The 18,676-nt window shown below is 44.9% G+C and carries 18 protein-coding genes and 1 other annotated feature; of the genes, 5 read left to right on the top strand and 13 right to left on the bottom strand.

Going from position 1 to position 18,676, the window contains the following annotated elements; genetic code table 11:
* The first annotated feature begins 113 nt into the window (after nt 1-113).
* The 3 genes from G9F75_RS06725 to G9F75_RS06715 all read left to right on the top strand — a co-directional run bounded on the left by G9F75_RS06725 (nt 114) and on the right by G9F75_RS06715 (nt 1,864).
* Nucleotides 114-512: a globin domain-containing protein gene (locus tag G9F75_RS06725; RefSeq protein WP_100261697.1), complete on the top strand. Its 399-nt coding sequence runs from the start codon at nt 114-116 to the stop codon at nt 510-512.
* Nucleotides 509-1,411 carry a protease adaptor protein SpxH gene (gene spxH, locus G9F75_RS06720; RefSeq protein ID WP_003155024.1) on the top strand — a complete coding sequence of 301 codons (903 nt, stop codon included), beginning with the start codon at nt 509-511 and terminating at the stop codon, nt 1,409-1,411. Before G9F75_RS06725 ends, spxH begins: the two co-directional genes overlap by 4 nt.
* Nucleotides 1,412-1,696: 285 nt before the next feature.
* Nucleotides 1,697-1,864: a hypothetical protein gene (locus G9F75_RS06715; RefSeq protein WP_003155026.1), complete on the top strand. Its 168-nt coding sequence runs from the start codon at nt 1,697-1,699 to the stop codon at nt 1,862-1,864.
* A 37-nt stretch (nt 1,865-1,901) separates the two neighbouring features.
* On the opposite strand, the gene pepF is transcribed toward G9F75_RS06715, so the two are convergent.
* The 3 genes from pepF to mecA all read right to left on the bottom strand — a co-directional run bounded on the left by pepF (nt 1,902) and on the right by mecA (nt 5,927).
* Nucleotides 1,902-3,731: an oligoendopeptidase F gene (gene pepF, locus G9F75_RS06710; RefSeq protein WP_003155028.1), complete on the bottom strand. Its 1,830-nt coding sequence runs from the start codon at nt 3,729-3,731 to the stop codon at nt 1,902-1,904.
* Nucleotides 3,732-3,958: 227 nt separating this feature from the next.
* A complete protein-coding gene (locus G9F75_RS06705; RefSeq protein WP_167408980.1) occupies nt 3,959-5,119 on the bottom strand; it encodes a competence protein CoiA family protein in 1,161 nt (386 codons plus the stop codon).
* Between the two features lie 151 nt (nt 5,120-5,270).
* Nucleotides 5,271-5,927 (bottom strand): adaptor protein MecA, encoded by a 657-nt coding sequence (mecA, locus tag G9F75_RS06700; RefSeq protein WP_003155032.1) that lies wholly within the window; start codon nt 5,925-5,927, stop codon nt 5,271-5,273.
* Between the two features lie 275 nt (nt 5,928-6,202).
* On the opposite strand from mecA, the gene G9F75_RS06695 reads away from it, so the two are divergent.
* Nucleotides 6,203-6,859 carry a TerC family protein gene (locus G9F75_RS06695; protein ID WP_014417421.1) on the top strand — a complete coding sequence of 219 codons (657 nt, stop codon included), beginning with the start codon at nt 6,203-6,205 and terminating at the stop codon, nt 6,857-6,859.
* A 55-nt stretch (nt 6,860-6,914) separates the two neighbouring features.
* On the opposite strand, the gene spx is transcribed toward G9F75_RS06695, so the two are convergent.
* From spx to G9F75_RS06655, 8 genes are all read right to left on the bottom strand, one after another.
* Entirely contained in the window at nt 6,915-7,310 is a 396-nt protein-coding gene (gene spx, locus G9F75_RS06690; protein ID WP_003155034.1) for a transcriptional regulator Spx, read from the bottom strand.
* Nucleotides 7,311-7,488: 178 nt separating this feature from the next.
* On the bottom strand, nt 7,489-8,067 hold the full coding sequence (locus G9F75_RS06685; RefSeq protein ID WP_007409110.1) for a GNAT family N-acetyltransferase: 579 nt from the start codon (nt 8,065-8,067) through the stop codon (nt 7,489-7,491).
* A 117-nt stretch (nt 8,068-8,184) separates the two neighbouring features.
* Nucleotides 8,185-9,372 (bottom strand): putative glycoside hydrolase, encoded by a 1,188-nt coding sequence (locus tag G9F75_RS06680; protein ID WP_029973145.1) that lies wholly within the window; start codon nt 9,370-9,372, stop codon nt 8,185-8,187.
* A 106-nt stretch (nt 9,373-9,478) separates the two neighbouring features.
* The gene (gene oppF, locus G9F75_RS06675; RefSeq protein ID WP_017417453.1) at nt 9,479-10,396 is read right to left on the bottom strand and encodes an oligopeptide ABC transporter ATP-binding protein OppF; all 918 of its coding nucleotides are present in this window, start codon (nt 10,394-10,396) and stop codon (nt 9,479-9,481) included.
* Entirely contained in the window at nt 10,389-11,465 is a 1,077-nt protein-coding gene (locus G9F75_RS06670; protein WP_167408979.1) for an ABC transporter ATP-binding protein, read from the bottom strand. The genes oppF and G9F75_RS06670 overlap by 8 nt, the downstream gene beginning before the upstream one ends.
* Nucleotides 11,466-11,477: 12 nt before the next feature.
* Nucleotides 11,478-12,395: an oligopeptide ABC transporter permease OppC gene (gene oppC, locus G9F75_RS06665; protein ID WP_007409113.1), complete on the bottom strand. Its 918-nt coding sequence runs from the start codon at nt 12,393-12,395 to the stop codon at nt 11,478-11,480.
* A 3-nt stretch (nt 12,396-12,398) separates the two neighbouring features.
* Nucleotides 12,399-13,334, bottom strand: a complete 936-nt coding sequence (locus tag G9F75_RS06660; protein ID WP_014417417.1) for an ABC transporter permease — start codon at nt 13,332-13,334, stop codon at nt 12,399-12,401.
* A 106-nt stretch (nt 13,335-13,440) separates the two neighbouring features.
* Nucleotides 13,441-15,075, bottom strand: a complete 1,635-nt coding sequence (locus tag G9F75_RS06655; protein ID WP_014417416.1) for a peptide ABC transporter substrate-binding protein — start codon at nt 15,073-15,075, stop codon at nt 13,441-13,443.
* A 476-nt stretch (nt 15,076-15,551) separates the two neighbouring features.
* Nucleotides 15,552-15,763: a binding site (T-box leader), on the top strand.
* A 55-nt stretch (nt 15,764-15,818) separates the two neighbouring features.
* Between G9F75_RS06655 and trpS the strand changes: the two genes are divergently transcribed.
* On the top strand, nt 15,819-16,811 hold the full coding sequence (gene trpS, locus G9F75_RS06650) for a tryptophan--tRNA ligase (protein ID WP_060675049.1): 993 nt from the start codon (nt 15,819-15,821) through the stop codon (nt 16,809-16,811).
* A 32-nt stretch (nt 16,812-16,843) separates the two neighbouring features.
* Here the strand turns inward: trpS and G9F75_RS06645 are convergent, their stop codons facing one another.
* Together G9F75_RS06645 and opp4C are read right to left on the bottom strand one after the other, a co-directional pair.
* The gene (locus G9F75_RS06645) at nt 16,844-17,596 is read right to left on the bottom strand and encodes a YjbA family protein (protein ID WP_167408978.1); all 753 of its coding nucleotides are present in this window, start codon (nt 17,594-17,596) and stop codon (nt 16,844-16,846) included.
* 147 nt (nt 17,597-17,743) lie between these two features.
* Nucleotides 17,744-18,658, bottom strand: coding sequence for an oligopeptide ABC transporter permease (opp4C, locus tag G9F75_RS06640; protein WP_021494980.1), 915 nt, complete (start codon nt 18,656-18,658; stop codon nt 17,744-17,746).
* Between the last annotated feature and the right edge of the window lie 18 nt (nt 18,659-18,676).

The raw sequence follows: 18,676 nt of genomic DNA, 5'->3' as shown, positions 1-18,676 counted from the left end.
GTAGAAATAAAATGTTATTGCTAAAATATACAGTAACTGAAGATAGTAAAACTGAAAGATAAATTCGCAATGGGAATTATGATTCCTATTAGCCATATAAAGGAGTAGTCAACATGGGACAATCGTTTAACGCACCATATGAAGCGATTGGAGAGGAACTTCTATCGCAACTTGTTGATACTTTTTATGAGCGTGTCTCGTCTCATCCCTTGCTGAAGCCGATATTTCCAAGTGATTTGACTGAAACGGCCAGAAAACAAAAGCAATTTTTAACCCAGTATTTGGGCGGACCTCCTCTTTATACTGAAGAGCACGGACATCCCATGCTCAAGGCAAGGCATCTCCCCTTTCCGATTACGGACGAGAGGGCTGATGCGTGGCTAAGCTGTATGAGCAAAGCGATGGATGATGTCGGGCTGGAGGGCGATATTCGTGAATTTCTGTACGGGCGTCTGGAACTGACGGCCAGGCATATGGTAAACCAGTCAGAAGCGGAGGATCGATCATATTGACGAATTATCAGCATGAGCAATACTTCGCCCATTGCCACGGACATCCAAAAAAACCGCTCGAAATTTACATGTTTGTCGACCCTTTATGTCCTGAATGCTGGTCGCTGGAGCCCGCCATAAAAAAATTAAAAATCAAATACGGACGTTTTTTTACGCTGCGGATCATTGTTTCCGCGAGCATTACATCGCTGAATAAGCAAAAGCGGAAAAAACACCTTCTTGCCGAAGCTTGGGAAAAAATTGCGAACCGTTCCGGGATGCCCTGTGACGGAAGCCTTTGGCTTGAGCAGGATCAGCCTCTTTCATCGCCCTACCTTGCCGCACTCGCTTTAAAAGCGGCTGAACTGCAGGGAAGAAAAGCGGGCATTCTGTTTCTCCGCAGCATGCAGGAAAGCCTGTTTGTTTCCAAGCAGAATATTACAGATGAAGACGTTCTTTTAGAAATTGCCGAAAAGACGAAATTGGATGTTGAAGAATTCAAGCGCGACCTCCATTCGCAAAGCGCGGTAAAAGCGCTTCAGTGCGATATGAAAATCGCGGCGGAAATGGACGTCACCGTCAACCCGACATTGACGTTCTTTAACAGCCTGCATGATGATGAAGGGCTGAAGGTCCCCGGCAACTATTCTTATGACGTATACGAAGAGATCTTATTCGAAATGCTCGGGGATGAACCGAAGCCTTCTGAAACGCCGCCTTTGGAATGTTTCATTGAATATTTCCGGTTTGTCGCATCGAAAGAAATCGCACTCGTTTATGATTTGAGTCTAGAAGAAGTTGAAAAAGAAATGAAAAAACTGGCATTCGCCAAAAAGGTCGCCAGAGTGGAAGCAAAGCACGGTCTGTTTTGGAAATCTCTGGCCGGCACCCAGGAGGATGTCACCTGTTGTGATCATTAAAAAAAGCTGATTCCTTACGGAGCCGGCTTTTTTTGTGCAAATAAAGAAACCGCGCCGGGATAAGCGCGGTTTCATATGTCTTAACGACAACAAAGGGGATGGGAGAAATTTTTCACGGTCAAACAAAGGGGTAATGTTTGTTTGTGATCAATTTCACATCCTTATCATATCAAATCTTGTCGAGTTTTGACAAGCCATAAGATTAATGTTCATATTTTTGTCACAAAACATAACTGACTGCTTGTTTTCATAGAATATATCAATGAAAAACAAGGAGGGAAATCAATGCTCCGCACCGTATTGATCATCGGAATGATTGTGTTTTTCTTCTTTTTAAATCTGCTGGCCATGATGCACATGCTGCCGATTTACATTACATCTCCCCTGCTGTTTCTGTCCATATTGTTTGCCTTGTACCGGCTGAACCATAGAAAAACGTTTAAAGGGTTTTAGAAAAAGCCTGCGCAACTTATGCACAGGCTTTTTTGAATTACGAAGGGTTCACTTTCGAAAGAAGCTCTTCCATTTCGTTCAGCTTCTCTTCAAACATTTTGCAGGCCGCCTCGATCGGTTCAGGCGATGTCATATCGACTCCCGCTTTTTTCAGTATGTCGATCGGATATTCCGAGCTTCCCGCTTTTAAGAATTCGGTATAGCGCTCCACCGCAGGCTTGCCTTCTTTTAAGATCTGGCTGCTCAGCGCTTGGGCCGCACTGTAGCCTGTTGCATATTGATACACATAATAATTGTAATAGAAATGCGGAATTCTTGACCATTCCAGACTGATTTCTTTATCAATCACCATGTTGTCACCGAAATACTTTTTATTCAGATCATAATAAAGTTCGTTCAGCAGTTCAGGCGTCAGCGGCTCGCCTTCCTGCGCTTTCGTATGAATCAGATGCTCAAATTCAGCGAACATCGTCTGTCTGAACACTGTGCCTCTGAATCCTTCAAGCATGTGGTTGAGCAGGTACAGACGCTGTTTTTCATCCTTTAAGCTGTTCAGCATATATTCACCGAGCAGCGCTTCATTGGTCGTTGAAGCGACTTCAGCGACAAAAATGCTGTAGTTACCGTATGGATACGGCTGATATTTTCTCGTATAGTAGCTGTGCACGGAATGGCCGAACTCGTGAACGAGCGTAAACAGATTATTGACATTATCATGCCAGTTCATCAAGATGTACGGATTCGTGCCGTATGTACCGGACGAATAAGCACCGCTGCGTTTTCCTTTGTTTTCGTATACATCGACCCAGCGGTTTTCAAGTCCTTCTTTTAAAATAGACGCGTATTCCTCGCCCAGCGGAGCAAGTCCTTTGAGCATATAATCTTTCGCTTCCTCATATGTGACCTTCATTCCCGAATCTTTTACGAGCGGTGTGTACAGGTCATAAATATGGACTTCATCAAGGCCGAGCACCTTTTTCCGCAGGTCAATGTAACGGTGTAATAACGGAAGATGTTTATTGATCGTTTTAATCAGGTTATCGTAAACTTCTTCAGGGATGCTGTTATTGGATAAAGCCGCTTCCCGTGCTGATTTATATTTTTTCACACGGGCGTAAAAATTATCTTTTTTCACAGTGCCGCTGAGTGTAGTCGCCATCGTGTTTTTATACTGTCCGTATGTTTTATATACGGCTTCAAATGCGTTTTTGCGGACTTCACGATTGCTGCTTTCCAGGAAATTAATAAAGTTGCCGTGTGTGATTTGAGTTTCCTTGCCGTTTTCATCTTTAATCGACGGAAATGTAATATCGGCGTTATTTAAAACGCTGAATGTATTGGAAGGCGACGACAGCGCTTCTGAGGCTTCCGCAAGCAGGGCCTCTTCTTGTTCGCTCAGCACGTGCGGACGCTGTTTTGTAATTTCTTCAATTGCATGGGAGTAAAGCTTAAGCTCTTCTTTTTCGAGAATAAACTGGTGCAGCTTGTCCTCCTGAATCGCCAGAATTTCCGGTTCAATGTAAGCAGTCGCGCTTGCAGCCTGAGAATACAGGCTTGCGGCTTTGTCGTTCAGCCCTTGGTAGAAAGAATTTCCCGTATCCTGGTCTGAGCGCATATGCGCGTATGCATAAAGTTTCCCAAGGCGGTTCGTCACTTCATCCTGTGCCGTAAGCGCCGCGTATAAATTATCAGCCGAATGAGCAAGCGTTCCTTTAAAAGAAGATAAATTCGGGATTAATTCTTTAACTGCTTGAAATTCTTTATTCCAGGCCTCATCACTAGGAAAAATATCCTCTAGTCTCCATGTATGCTCTGCCTTTACTTCACTTCTGTCAGGCAGCTGTGCTGCTTTATTTTCCTCAGTCATGGTGATCCCCCTCGTTTTCTTTACTTCAAGCCAATTGAAAAAACGATTGTTTCTCCAAAAACTTGTGTTGTGATTATCTTCCGGCTTTTCACTGCCTTTTGTCAAATCATATGCGGCATATAAGACCGAGCATACCAATAATACAGTGAAAAAACGAAAACAAAATGCTTGTACGCCCCTCACATTCGCCACCACCTTGACGTTAGGGTGAACGAAATGAAGCATTCTCATTCCCCAAAAAAGAGCAGATCCCGCCGGCGCAGCTCTTCTGCCGTTTGAGGGCGCTTCCATGGAGATGAGGGCATATATACTTCATTCTCAATTTCCCTTAAAAAATCCTGCAAGCATAAGAAATCAGCATATTGTTTTACCGCCATTCCGATAAGGCTATCTTGTGAACCATACCTCATCCGGATCTCCTTACCCCTGATTTTTTGCCGTAAATCATGAACCATGCCGGATAATCGGATTGGCGCGCCTTTTTTAGAAAGTTCCGCAAGCCGCAAGTATAAATGGCCCTGCCACACAAAAACGGGACTTGCAAACACAAAGCCCGCTGAAACGGGAATAAACACTTCAGAGGGGAGAAATGGAAATGCAACCTGGTGTCTTTCGTAAAAAAGACGCCGGATAAGACCGGCATCTTCAGATAAAAACCGCCCGCTTTTGTTGCGGAAGCCGGCTACGGCACGTCCCCACGAGGGAAGTCTGACGCTGTACGGCCCCTCGGGATGACAAATGTCTTTCAGATTTGCTTTGTGAAGAGGGATTGCGGTTAAGCCGGCATAAGAATAGCCGGTGTAAAACGGAGTGATGGAATGCAGCCTGTAAAAGGAGCGGGCGTCGGGGCAGTAAAACAGTAAGGAGGAAAATGAATGGACTTCAAAGAACTGCCAGTGAAAAGCAGAAAGCCGGAAAAATTGCGCGGCTATCCGTTTTAACCGTTTTGCCCCGATGATCCAGACCGGCCGGTACCCGGCGTTTTTCAGGCCTGCCGTCCGGCTCTTTAAAGAGTCCGCCGAAAGGTTCGCACATTGAAATTCAAAAGCCAGCCTCTCGTCTCCGCTTACTGCCGTCAAGTCAGGCCGCTGTCCAGCGGAAGTCAGATACGGTTCCAGGCTGACACTGCACCCTTGTGTCTTTAGCCAGAGAAAAAGCTGCCTTTTTCCTTCCAGATGGTATTCGCTTTCGGGTTCGGATTCCCCCGGACACAGCCTGCTTTTTTTATGAGCGAAGTGCGGCAGTTTCTCCCGTCCCAGTTTGATATCAAGCTCACTTTTGCAAACAGGGCAGAACCAGCTTTTCTTTCTCAGCTCCGCCGCTTTTTCCTTTGAATAGCTTCCGGCCAGCTGAATGAGCCGTCCGTCGGCAGTCACAGCACTGAACATGTTGCATCTTCTCCTTTCCTGAATCTTGTTGTATTCAGCAGGAAGAAGGCATAATCCTGTTTGCGGATGAGAGCCCGTTATACGGTTTTCAGCCGTTCATCGTGTCATTCAGAACAAAAAAAACCGATTTCTGCTGAGAGAAATCGGTTTGTTATGATGCAAAGTGTTTTTTTATTGTATATAACGCATGATCAGCGATCACCAATTTGCCGTATTCTTCAAGACGGTGAATGCTGACTGATGATTCGTGCGCGTACTCCAACAGGATGCTTAGCTGATTTTCAACCTCTTCATCAGTTTGCTCATAAAAATCTGCATATAAATAATATCGGTCTTCAAACGAATACAGGGTCGTTTTGATTCCGTTAAGATTCAATTTTGATAGCGAGATGAGATCCTCAAAATCATCGAACCGCAAAGTGAACTGAAGCTTTTGCTCCTTATCTTCCCGGCTCTCGGCCTGCTCTTCTTTCTGGAAATCATCAAGTAAAGCATCGAGATTTTCATCTGCCGGCTCTTGTTTTTTATCTTCCGGGATCGGCAGTTCGAGTTTTTGTCCGTCCTTGGAAAGCTGGGCTTTTGTTACGATTATTTCCAGTCCTTTGTCCAATGCCTGAACCTGAATCCAAAGAGGACCCTCGACAGCGAATTCTTCTTCATCATGCACTTCATCCATGACTTCCCAGAACAGTTCTTCACTGCGCTCGCGATTGTACCAGATTTCTTCTCTGTCAAAACCGCGATCTTCAATATCACCATAAGACATATAAAATTTTACAGTATGCTCATTAATTCTTTCTATTTCCATTTTGCCAACCTTCCCTTCTTTATAAGATGTTGAAGGGACATCTAAGCTCCCGATGAATAGTACTTTACTACACTTTACCCATTCCGTCCACATCTTAACCTTATAGAGGACAGCGCAAATTCTTTATATTTCTATTTTATGATAAAACAGTTATAAAAGAAATAAAAAAGCATTTTCACACCGAAAAACAGGCTTTCTCCCGGTTCCCATCATAAATAGCACACTGCTTCATATATTAGCTGTACAAGCAATCGATCTATAAGCGAGGTGTTATCATGCCGCACGATTACCTGCTGTCCCTTCTGCTTATTATCGGGATTGACCTTATTCTCGGCGGTGACAATGCCGTCGTCATCGCGATGGCCAGCCGGAATCTGGCTCATAAACAAAGACAGCAAGCGATCATCTTCGGAACGTTTATCGCGGTCGTCTTGAGAATCGTTCTGACGAGCGCTGCGGTCTATTTATTGAATGTTCCTTTTTTACAATGCGCAGGCGGGGTATTTTTATTGTATCTCGGCTATCAGCTTCTGATTGAGAAGAAAGATGCGCAGCATGTGAAAAGCAGTTCTTCTCTTTGGAAAGCCATCCGCACAATCGTTCTGGCTGATATCTTTATGTCGCTTGACAATGTCATCGCAGTAGCCGGCGCTTCTCACGGTGAGCTGACACTTGTAGTGATCGGCCTCTTCATCTCGGTGCCGATTATCATTTGGGGCAGCAAGCTCGTTCATGCCGCCATGGACAAAATGCCTTTATTGATGTACGCCGGGAGCGGTCTTCTCGCATTTACCGGCGGTGAAATGATTGCCGGAGACAGCAAGCTGTCATTTTTCATGGCAGAACACGGCATTATACAAATGATGCTGCCGATTTTGACCGTCGTATTTGTTATCCTCGCCAGTATGATTTACCAGCAGACTGAAAAATAAAAAAGCCCAAACCGCGATGGTTTTGGGCTTTTTCCATGCTTATCGTAAGCTTATATCAGTTGGCAAGACGCTGTGCTTCTCTTAATTGGAAAGAACGCACTTTTCTTGGCAGGAATCGTCTGATTTCATCTTCGTTATAGCCGACTTGCAGACGTTTTTCATCAATGATGATAGGACGGCGGAGCAGTCCCGGATGCTCATTGATCAAAGTATATAAGTCTTGAAGCGGCATAGATTCAACATTTACGTTCAGTTTCTGGAATACTTTAGAACGGGTAGAGATAATTTCATCCGTACCGTCTTCAGTCATACGCAGAATCTGCTTGATCTCATCAATTGATAACGGCTCGGAGAAAATGTTTCTCTCTACAAACGGAATCTCGTGCTCTTCAAGCCAAGCTCTTGCTTTTCTGCATGACGTACAGCTAGGTGATGTGTATAATGTAACCATTAATCTTCACTCCTCTAATTAGTAGGATGAACATGTTTGTATTCTCAAATTGAAATGACTTTAAAAAAGGAATCTTTATAGGTATTATACTATAAAAAAGTAAGTGTGAACAGTCTCCTGAGAAAAAAATGTGTCAATCCGGCAAATTTACGGCTGGCGGATTTTTCCCCATTCTCAATTAGCTCAGCTGATCGAAAATGTTTTTTCGTTTTTTCTCATCAATGACTTTGAGAACTTCATCCGTTTTTTCGTATGATTCTCCGTACCATTTTTCATCTTTATAAGTGTGAATGTTTTCATATGTCTGTTTCATCGCTTCAAACATTTCTTCTTCTGATTCCGTCTTAGGTGACCAGTACAGAATCTCCATTTTGTTCACTTCATTCGTAGCCAATGACCGGCGCCGATACCCGATTGACTGCGCGTGCTTGAAATGCTCTCTTTGATAAAAACGCAAGCGTTTCTGTGTATCCGTGTCATCCTCGTCAACAGGCTCCACCTCAAGCAGAATCGGCTTGTTTTTCTTTTTCAGCCTGCCGATCAGCTTGCTTCCGAGGCCTTGTCCTCTGGATTTCTTTGACACAAACAGGTAATCAATAAAGATGAAAGAGTCAAATTCCGCATACATCAGCACGTGGTACTGCCCCTCTTCTTTATGATAAACATCGCTTTGCTCCTTTAACAGAGCTTCCATATGCGCTTTTGATTTCATTTCTTCAATCGGAAAATATTCACTCAGCTTTTCGTACCAGTTCATTCATTTGCTCCTTATGGGTTCGTTGTCTTCACACTTTTAGATATACCCCATTTCCGATTGTTTAAACAATCTTACATCTATTAAGACGTGTGATCCTTTAACATGGTTTCAATTTTTTTAAAATGGTGTGTAATCGACGTTTTTGGTATAACGGTTTGCCGCGTCCCACAGCAAAAATTCGTCAATTCCTTCATCATGCAGCGCTTTAACCTGTTCTTCCACCTGGCGTTTTCCGTACTTTTGATAATTTCCGCTGCCGAGATATGATGCCGTGAAGTCCTGAAGCCACGGACGCGATACAGGCGGGTGTTTCAGCTTAGACAGTTTTTTATTTTCCACCTTCGCGTATTCTTTGACGACATTGTAAGGCTCAAGATCCGGTTTATCAATGCCGAAATAGCTTGTCCAATGGCTCGGATAAATCATGGATGAAATGACATCGACCTGTTCTGAAATCTTGCTGAAATTCTGGCCGATCCCCGGCGCTTCCGGCAGCGTGGCAGAATAGCCGAAAATATCAACCGACACATCCGCGCCGTACGGCTTGAGTTTTTTCTTCGCATAACCGACAAAATCGGTGACGGCGTGAACGCGTTTTTGCACATTGCTGTCTGCTGTTTTTCCGTAATCTCCGTGTCCGTATGTCAGTTCGTCATCACGTTTTTCAAATCCTTCAGGAAAACGGACATAATCAAACTGAATTTCTTGAAAACCCATCTTTACGGCTTGTTTTGCAATCTTTACATTGTAATCCCATACTTCTTTCATAAACGGATTAACGAACGATTCGCCGCGGCCGTTTTTCCAGACACTTCCGTTTTTTTCTTTAAAAGACCATTCCGGCTTTTCGTTCGCGAGTTCGCTGTCTTTAAATACGACAATACGCGCGATCGGATAGATCTTTTTTTCCTCCAGCTTTTTCATCATCTTTTTTGGATCTTTGATGTACGGCTTGGCGATTTTGGCATACTCAGAATGGCCGTCCGGCTTAAAGGTGAGGTTTCCGTTGTCGTCCTTGACATCAATCACCATTGTATTGAGCTCCGTTTTGTCCACAAAGTCTGTCAGCTCCCCGAATTTGCTTCCTCCAGCCGAATGCCCTGTGACGTAAATGCCCCGCACCTTATCAGGATGTGTAAAATGCAGCCCTGACGGATAAGCGAACCGTGCATTTGATTTCGGCAGTTCTTTTTCAGCCAGCGCTATTTTTACAAGCGGCTGCTCCTCTTTCGCAGCGGCGTGGGCCGGATAAGCGGCTGCACTGATAAACAGTCCCGCACAAATGGCGCACAAAATGGTTTTCATACTGATCTCCCCCTTTTTTTCCATTATAGAAAAACGGGAGCAGGCTTAATAAACTTGAATGTGCGCAAAAAAATCCTCCAAGACTGAGTCTTGGAGGATGATACTTTTATAGATAGGTTTTAAATTCAGCTTCTGTGCACATGACAAAATGTCCCGGTTTCACTTCTCTGAATTCCATTTTTTCTCCTTCCTGGAGCTGATGAACTGCCGGATCGTATTTCTTTCGCATGCGATTTCTTTCATAGTCCGGATCAGGAAGCGGGATAGCGGACAGCAATGATTTCGTATATGGATGAAGCGGGTTTTCGTAAAGCTCATCCGCCGGCGCAAGCTCCACCAATTTTCCGAAATACATGACGCCGATGCGGTCGCTGATGTATTTGACCATTGATAAATCATGGGCGATAAACAGGTAAGTGAGCCCTTTTTCTTTCTGCAATTCTTTCATTAAATTGACGACTTGCGCCTGAATGGAGACGTCAAGCGCCGAAATCGGTTCGTCCGCGATGATAAACTCCGGATCAACCGCCAGCGCTCTGGCGATTCCGATACGCTGGCGCTGTCCGCCCGAAAATTCATGCGGGTAGCGGTTGGCGTGCTCTTTATTTAAACCGACCGTTTCCAGCAGTTCGTGAACCCGCTGCATCCGCTCTTTTTTCGTTTTTGCCAGGCGGTGAATATCTATTCCCTCGGCAATAATGTCGGCGACTGTCATTCTCGGATTTAAAGATGCGTACGGATCCTGGAAAATCATCTGCATTTTCCGGTTAAATTCCAGCAGCTTCTTGCGGGATTTTTTCCCGTGGACATTTTCCCCGTTAAAGAGAACTTCCCCGCCGGTTGCCTCATACAGCCGGATAATACTGCGGCCCGTCGTTGATTTACCGCAGCCCGATTCTCCGACAAGGCCGAGCGTTTCGCCTTTATAAATATCAAATGACAAATCATCTACGGCTTTTACCGTTCCTTTCTGCGTGAAAAAATGCTGTTTTAAATGTTTGATTTCGAGAAGTTTCTCAGTCATTTTTTTCACCTTCCTTCATTAAAACAGGATGCTGATACGTATTCGGAAGCTGACGGATTTTAGCCTTCACCGCTTCAGGGGGCTCGACCTTAGGCGCCTCAGGATGCAGAAGCCACGATTTCACAAAATGCGTATCAGACACTTTATACATCGGCGGTTCCTGTTCAAAGTCAATTTTCATCGCATATGAGCTGCGGAGCGCAAATGCATCCCCTTTCGGAGGATTCGTCAGATCAGGCGGCGTGCCCGGGATGGCCGTCAGTTTTTCCTGATCGGTGCTGTCCAGGCTGGGCATTGAGGCAAGCAGCCCCCACGTATACGGATGGCGCGGATCATAAAAGATTTCATCCACCGTGCCCGATTCGACGACCTGACCTGCGTACATGACGGCGACCCGGTCGGCGACATTGGCGACAACGCCAAGATCATGCGTGATAAAAATGATAGACGTATCAATTTTCTTTTGCAGATCTTTCATCAGCTCAAGGATCTGTGCCTGAATCGTCACATCAAGCGCTGTTGTCGGTTCATCGGCAATTAACAGTTTCGGATTTGCCGCAAGCGCCATCGCGATGACGACACGCTGTCTCATCCCGCCTGAAAATTCATGGGGGAATTGGCCGATCCGTTTTTCGGGCATCGGAATCCCGACGAGATCAAGCAGCTCTATGGCGCGCTTTTTCGCCGCTTCACTTGAGATTTTTTCATGTTTGAAAAGCACTTCCGTAATTTGTTTGCCGACTCTCATCGTCGGGTTCAGGGAGGTCATCGGGTCTTGGAAAATCATTCCGATGTCCTTTCCTCTGATGGCCTGCATTTCTTTTTCAGACATCGGCACGATATCGCGTCCGTCAAAAAGAATCTGTCCTCTTTTAAAGTAGCCCGGCGGCATCGGAATCAGCTTCATAATCGCTTGGGAGGTCACACTTTTTCCGGAACCCGACTCCCCCACGATCGCCAGCGTCTCTCCTTTATTCAAATGGAAATTCACGCCGCGGATTGCCTGTACCTCTCCGCCGTATGTTTTAAATGAAATGGCTAAGTCTTTTACTTCTAGCAAACGTGTCACTCATATCACTCCTTATTTGCGTAACTTAGGATCCAGCGCGTCTCTTAACCCGTCGCCGACAACGTTAAAGCCGAACATCGCCAGGCAGATAAAGCCGGCAGGGAAGAACAGACGCCAAGGGTAATAGGTTAATGCAGGCAATCCGTCTGAGGCCATCGTTCCCCAGCTCGCAAGCGGCGCAGGTACGCCGAGGCCCAAATAACTTAAAAACGCTTCTGTAAAAATCGCCGTCGGAACCGTCAGTGTCATCGTTACGAGGATAGAGCCCATCGCGTTCGGGACGATATGCTTAAACAAAAGCCGGCCGGTTTTGGCGCCGAGTGTCTGTGAAGCAAGCACATACTCCTGATTCTTTAATTGCAGCACCTGTCCGCGGACGATTCTCGCCATATTGATCCAGCCCGTGATTGTCATGGCGACGATAATGGTGAGCAATCCTTTCGGCAGGACAACCATCAGCAAAATAACCATTAATAATGAAGGAACAGCCCACAGAATGTCGGCGATGCGCATCATCACTTCATCTGTGCGTCCGCCGCGGAATCCGGAAATGCTGCCCCAGATTACGCCGATTAATAAATCAAGCACGGCAGCTGCGACACCGATAAAGATGGAAATCCGCGCGCCCACCCATGTCCGGACGAATATATCCCTTCCAAGGTCATCCGTGCCGAACCAATGATCTTTCGACGGCGCTTTATCCGCATTTAATAGATTGGTAGTCGCATAATCATACCTTGAAAAGACAGGCGCAAAAATCGCCATCAGAATAATAAGAACGATCAGTACGAACCCGACCATCGCAAGCTTATTGCTGCGGAAGCGGAGCATGGCGTCTTTCCAGAGGGAAAGGCTTTTTTTATTTATTTTTTCGGCATCGCCGGCATTAGCTGAAGCTGGTTCAAACATGTTTTTAGGAATGTTCTGCATGGTCTAGGCTCCTTTCTTTGCTTTGGAAAGCTTGATTCTCGGATCGATTAATCCGTACAGCACGTCTACAATTAATACGCATAAAAGCAGGAGCACGCTGAAGAACACGGTAACTCCCATAATGACCGTATAATCACGGTTTGTAATGCTGTTTACAAAATGCGCGCCTAAACCGGGAATTCCGAAAATGGATTCAATGATGAAACTTCCCGTTAAAATGGATGCCGCCATCGGCCCCATATATGTCACGACCGGCAAAAGCGCGTTTCGAAGCGCATGGCGCACGGTGACTGACGGACGGGAAAGTCCTTTAGCTTTTGCAGTCCGTATGTAATCGCTGTTTAACACTTCAATCATGCTTGAACGGGAGAGTCTGGCAATGAACGCCATCGGCATGGAAGCGAGCGCAATAGAGGGCAGAAAGGTGTATGCCCAGGATTCCCACCCTGCGACCGGGAACAGTTCTAATTTAATTGAGAAAATATATTGCAAAATCGTCGCCAATATAAAGCTCGGAACTGAGATCCCAAAGATCGTTAAAATCGCAATGGTATAATCCTGCCATTTATTATGGTACAGGGCAGCAAGCACCCCGAAAAGCACACCGAACGCTAAAGCGAGGAGAATAGCTTCTGCACCGAGAGTGAATGAGACGGGGAAGCCTGAATTGATTAAATCATTAACACTTTGGCCTTTATATTTAAAAGAAGGTCCGAAGTCCCACATCGCCACAGATTTTAAGTAGCTGGCATATTGAACGAAAAGAGGCTTGTCCAGGCCATAGTGTTCGTTTAAGTTTGCCTCAATTTCAGGCGGCAGCTTTCTTTCGCCGGAAAATGGTCCGCCCGGCGCTGCCTGCATTAAGAAGAATGTGGCGGTCACAATCACAAACAATGTGATGATCATGTAAATGAATCGTTTACCGATATATTTCAGCAAGGTGAACACCTCCATGTTTTTTACAATTTTATACGTAATCAGTAAGAAAGGTATATGGGGACATCCTCCCCATATACCTTGGGTCTTTTGTTTTCAGAACCGTCTTTTATTCAAAAGAAGCGTTTCTGAAGTAAACTTCGCCTGTTCCGGTCAAGATTACATTTTTGAGGTTTTTATCCTGCACCCAAGGATCCGTATAGAAATAAACTGGCGCGACCGGCATTGCGTCAATAAAGATCTTTTCTGCTTTTTTCAGCTCTTCGATACGTTTATCCGGATCCGTTTCAAGCTGAGATTGGTTCAGCAGCTTTTTAAACTCAGGATCTTCCCATCCGGTATCATTGTTTCCGCCTTCTTTATCACGGAACAATTCAAGGAAGTTGATCGGATCGTTGAAATCGCCGAGCCAGCCCATACGCCCGATTTGGTAGTTCTGGCTGTGCAGCTTGTCGATGTAAACATTCCATTCGGAGTTATCAAGCTCAACTTTGACGCCTAAGTTCTTTTTCCACATTTCCTGTACGGCCTGCGCGATTTTCGCATGCGCGTCATCCGTATTGTAGGACAGTTTGATCGCCGGAAGGTCAGAGGCATTCTTGACGCCTAATTCCTTCAGTCCTTTATTTAAGAATTCTTTAGCTGATTTGACGTCATTGTCTTTGAAATAACCTTTTGTGTTATCCTTGAATCCCTTCATTGACGGCGGCACCGCAGCCATGGCCGGGATTTGTTCGCCCTGCGTTACATTTTTCACGATGGACGAGCGGTCGATCGCATAAGCAAGGGCTTTACGGATGTTGACATTGTTCAGCGGTTTCGCTTCTGTGTTGAATTTGTACCAATACACGCCTGCGATCGGTTCAACGTGAAGAGATCCGTCTTTTTTCAATGTCGGCAATGATTCAGTCGGAAGCTGGCCGAGCGGCATCCCTGCCCAGTCAAGCTCACCGGCCTGGAATTTTTTCAGTTCGGTGTTGTTATTGTTAATCATCACCATGTTGATTTTCTTCAATTTCACAGCGTCTTTATCCCAATATTGATCGTTCTTTTCGAGCGTGATGGAACCGCTGTGTTTCCAGGCCGTCATTTTGAACGGGCCGTTTGACACGTAATTTTCGCCTGCGTTTGTGTTCCAGTTTTTATGTTTTTCAGCAATTTTCTTGTTGACCGGCATATACGTATAGAATGAAGTTAATTGCGTGAAATAAGGTGTCGGGTTATTCAGTTCAACCTTTAATGTTTTGTCATTTACGGCTTTTACGCCTACATCATCAATCTTGCCTTTTCCTGTATTGGCAGCTTCAGCGCCTTTGATGTAGTAGAGCTGATAAGCGTATTGTGATTCGTTGTTCGGGTCAAGCGCCCATTTCCACGCATATTCAAAATCCTGCGCCGTCACAGGGTCGCCGTTAGACCATTTCGCACCGTCACGAATCGTAAATGTATAGGTCTTTCCGTCTTTGCTTGTTTCAATTTTAGATGCCATTCCTTCTTCAGGCTCACCTTTGGAGTTTACGCGTGTCAATCCTTCAAAAGTCTGTCGGATTACGCCTCCTGACACGGAATCATTCGCTAAACCCGGATGCAGTGAGAACGGCTCGGTTTTAATATTGATATTAAGTGAAGTCTGTCCTTTGGTGTCTTTTTTACCGCCGCCTGATCCGCCGCTGAATCCGCCGCACGCACTTAATACAAGCGAGAAGATAAGCATCAAACCTACAATAGACCAACGCTTTTTCATGCACTAACCCCCTAATCAAATTTTTCAGCCTTTACTACTAAATACTCAGAAATATCAGACAAAATAACTTAATATTTTTCTAAACTTTAATTGTGTTCCGTCTTTTCTGATTATTTTATGTAAAGAAGCTGTAACAATAGAGTGAACAAGTTCATTATAATGAAATGAATAATTTATTGCAATACTATTTTCTCAATTTAAAATATTTAAATTTGGTCAGTTTTTCTGTCAAAAAGGTGATACACTTCTATAGTTTAAAGCATGACCTAACTAAATTTTTTTATTGCAATTTCCAGTTCATATTGCTTTTTACATATAATATTCGTTATACGAAATGTTGATATACGTTATCATTTAAGCATTTTCAGTTCTTTTTGAGGATTTCCAGCCCTTAAGCAAACTGGAAATAAGCTTGTATTCCTCTGATGACATTTGGCTATAATTGATTTATAATAGATCAATCAAATACATTTGTTGTGATTGCGATGATGAAGAGTAGTACACATTTTCATCCGTTTGAAGAGAGTCTGCGGTGCTGGGAGCAGGTAACGGGCGATGTGGAATGGACTTCTGAGCAGCTGACCGAACGTTAGTAGGCCCAGCCGGAGCAGCCTCCGTTACCAACGTCTCGAGCGATTCCATTGTAATGGAATAATCAGGGTGGCACCACGGTTCATTCGTCCCTTTTTTCTACGGGAAGAATGGGCTTTTTTTATTATGTTTTAAGAAATGAGGTAAGAAATATGAAGAAAACGATTTTTTCAGGCATTCAGCCGAGCGGTTCCGTTACCCTCGGCAACTACATCGGCGCAATGAAACAATTTGTCGATTTGCAGCATGACTACAACGGCTACTTCTGTATTGTCGATCAGCATGCGATTACGGTACCGCAGGATCGGCTTGAGCTGCGGAAGAACATCCGCAATCTCGCGGCTCTTTACCTGGCCGTCGGACTTGATCCCGAGAAAGCGACCCTCTTTATCCAGTCGGAGGTTCCCGCGCATGCCCAGGCGGGGTGGATGCTCCAATGCGTCGCATATATCGGCGAGCTTGAGCGGATGACGCAATTTAAAGATAAGTCAAAGGGCAAAGAAGCCGTCGTGTCAGGACTGTTAACCTACCCGCCGCTGATGGCCGGCGATATTTTACTGTACGGAACGGATCTTGTTCCGGTCGGAGAAGATCAAAAACAGCATCTTGAACTGACCCGCAACCTGGCGGAACGCTTCAATAAAAAATACAATGACATCTTCACGATTCCTGAGGTGAAAATTCCTGAATCAGGCGCGCGCATCATGTCACTGGCTGATCCGCTCAAAAAAATGAGCAAATCAGATCCGAACCAAAAGGCATACATCACGCTGCTTGATGAGCCGAAGCAGCTCGAAAAGAAAATCAAGAGCGCCGTGACTGATTCTGAAGGCATTGTAAAGTATGATAAAGAAAACAAACCGGGCGTTTCTAATCTTTTGACGATCTATTCTATTTTAGAAAACACATCAATTGAAGAATTAGAAGCTAAATATGAAGGCAAAGGGTACGGTGAATTCAAAAGCGATTTAGCCGAAGTCGTTATCGGCGCATTGACACCGATCCAAGAGCGCTACCGTGAATTAATTGAGAGCGACGAACTTGACCGCATTCTCGACGAAGGAGCGGCGCGCGCAAACAAAACGGCCGGCAAAATGGTGAAGAAAATGGAAAACGCCATGGGTCTCGGACGGAAAAGAAGATAAAGAAAAGAGGCGGGAGAATCCCCGCCTCTTTTTTAGTTCACTTTTGATTCCTGCTCCATTTCCCAAAGCTTTTCGAAAAACGGCTGCCCTTTAATCAAATTTTCACAGAACGCAAGATGTTTATCTGACCAGCCTTCAATTGTTTCATTGTAAAGCATGTCCCAGATCTCTTCAAAGCTCATCCGTTTGATCTGCTCATACATATGCGGATTCCATTCCGTGTACCAATACACAATTTCCGCACGGTTTTTCAGCCCTTTCAGCTGGTCGAGCGCCATAAACATCAGCTGCTTGATCTGCCGCTCTTTTCTCGTCAGCCCTCTGACGTGCTCCGGCGCCAATGACAAAATGTGATATTCCTTTGAAGACTCCAATTGCGCCGGCTCAAAACGAAACGATTCCGGTTCTACATCCTTTACCATTTCATAAACAAGCTGCTCCTGTCTCGGAATCAGGCGGCTCTTTCTGACCGGAATGGTATACCCGATCGTATCCACGGCAATGATGCCGATCCCGTCTGTCACGACAAAACAATACTCCAGCTTTGTCCGCTCATGATTTTTTCGCACGTATGACTTTTGGTGGACTTGGTCAAGCAGCTCTTTCGGAAGCTCTGATAAGTCGTTTTCTATGTAATGAAATAATACCGACGGCACTCTGAGCAGCGGCGTCTGATCCAAAAGCTCAACCGTGTCTTCCTTCCGCCATTCGTGAAAATGGCATACATTGTAGCCGTTCTCTTCCCCTTCAAACCAATTGACCCATACATCATGAAGAAATAACATATTCGACCCCTCACTTTATAAAAACTGTTGTCCACAGTATAGGCAAGGGATAGATAAATTATTCCATTTCAATATGAGATTTCCGCATTACGGAGCTGGATTTCCGACTGCATCGCAACAAAAAAATCTCCCGTTCCGTCCGGGAGATCATTTCACATTTTTCGGATCAAGCGCATCACGCAGCCCGTCTCCGACAAAGTTGAAGCACAATACGGTAAGAAGAATGAACAGTCCCGGAAATAACGGGTACCACCAAGCCTGGATCATAAGCGTAAAGTTCTGTGCATCCTGAAGCATATTGCCCCAGCTTGCGATCGGCGGCTGAATCCCGAAACCGAGATAACTTAATGTAGATTCCGCCAAAATAACCGTTCCCACCTTTAATGTCGCTGAGACAATGATCGGTCCGAGCGCATTCGGCAATATATGAGAAAAGATGATGTGATGATTTTTTGTACCGATCGTCTTTGCAGCTAATACAAACTCTCTGGAACGAAGCGATAAAAATTCCCCCCGGACAAGGCGTGCCGTTGTTGTCCAGCCTGTAAGGGAGAAAATTAAAATTAATTTATCCATTCCGGGCTGAAAAATCGTAACAAGTGTAATAAGCAAAAATATATCAGGTATGGATAATACGATATCAACGGTTCTCATGAGAACGGCATCGACAATCCCTTTAAAATATCCGGCAACGGCTCCGACAACTGTCCCGATTGTAATCGCGCCGATCACAGAAGCGAATCCGACAAGCAAGGAGACGCGCGCCCCGTACAGAACCCTCGTAAAGATGTCTCTTCCGAATTTATCAGTTCCCATTAGATGTTTTAAGCTCGGCGGCTTCAAACGATTGACAAGAGATTGACTCTCCGGAGAGTAAGGAGCGATTACCGAAGCGAATAAGGCTGACAAGATGATGATGGTTAATATAACGGCTCCGATTACAGCTAGTTTATTTTGAAAAAACTTTTCGAAAAAAATCTTCGTCATTGTTTCCGGTTTGGATTGAATATTTTCCTTTAATTTTACTTCGTTGGGGGGTGTGCCGGTATTGGGCTGTAACATTTGACCTCTCACCTCTCT

Source organism: Bacillus sp. EKM208B, assembly GCF_011800725.1.
GTDB lineage: Bacteria > Bacillota > Bacilli > Bacillales > Bacillaceae > Bacillus > Bacillus velezensis.
The sequence above is the reverse complement of the archived record's forward strand: the minus strand, read 5'-3'. Positions and strand labels throughout refer to the sequence as shown.

What these genes read in the sequence shown, in the direction of transcription:
- mecA (WP_003155032.1), bottom strand. Translation starts at nt 5,927, where the DNA reads ATGGAAATAGAAAGAATTAATGAGCATACTGTAAAATTTTATATGTCT.
- G9F75_RS06645 (WP_167408978.1), bottom strand. Translation starts at nt 17,596, where the DNA reads ATGTTATTTCTTCATGATGTATGGGTCAATTGGTTTGAAGGGGAAGAG.
- G9F75_RS06715 (WP_003155026.1), top strand. Translation starts at nt 1,697, where the DNA reads ATGCTCCGCACCGTATTGATCATCGGAATGATTGTGTTTTTCTTCTTT.
- pepF (WP_003155028.1), bottom strand. Translation starts at nt 3,731, where the DNA reads ATGACTGAGGAAAATAAAGCAGCACAGCTGCCTGACAGAAGTGAAGTA.
- trpS (WP_060675049.1), top strand. Translation starts at nt 15,819, where the DNA reads ATGAAGAAAACGATTTTTTCAGGCATTCAGCCGAGCGGTTCCGTTACC.
- oppC (WP_007409113.1), bottom strand. Translation starts at nt 12,395, where the DNA reads ATGCAGAACATTCCTAAAAACATGTTTGAACCAGCTTCAGCTAATGCC.
- G9F75_RS06655 (WP_014417416.1), bottom strand. Translation starts at nt 15,075, where the DNA reads ATGAAAAAGCGTTGGTCTATTGTAGGTTTGATGCTTATCTTCTCGCTT.
- G9F75_RS06695 (WP_014417421.1), top strand. Translation starts at nt 6,203, where the DNA reads ATGCCGCACGATTACCTGCTGTCCCTTCTGCTTATTATCGGGATTGAC.
- G9F75_RS06680 (WP_029973145.1), bottom strand. Translation starts at nt 9,372, where the DNA reads ATGAAAACCATTTTGTGCGCCATTTGTGCGGGACTGTTTATCAGTGCA.
- spx (WP_003155034.1), bottom strand. Translation starts at nt 7,310, where the DNA reads ATGGTTACATTATACACATCACCTAGCTGTACGTCATGCAGAAAAGCA.
- opp4C (WP_021494980.1), bottom strand. Translation starts at nt 18,658, where the DNA reads ATGTTACAGCCCAATACCGGCACACCCCCCAACGAAGTAAAATTAAAG.
- G9F75_RS06705 (WP_167408980.1), bottom strand. Translation starts at nt 5,119, where the DNA reads ATGTTCAGTGCTGTGACTGCCGACGGACGGCTCATTCAGCTGGCCGGA.
- G9F75_RS06685 (WP_007409110.1), bottom strand. Translation starts at nt 8,067, where the DNA reads ATGAACTGGTACGAAAAGCTGAGTGAATATTTTCCGATTGAAGAAATG.
- G9F75_RS06725 (WP_100261697.1), top strand. Translation starts at nt 114, where the DNA reads ATGGGACAATCGTTTAACGCACCATATGAAGCGATTGGAGAGGAACTT.
- oppF (WP_017417453.1), bottom strand. Translation starts at nt 10,396, where the DNA reads ATGACTGAGAAACTTCTCGAAATCAAACATTTAAAACAGCATTTTTTC.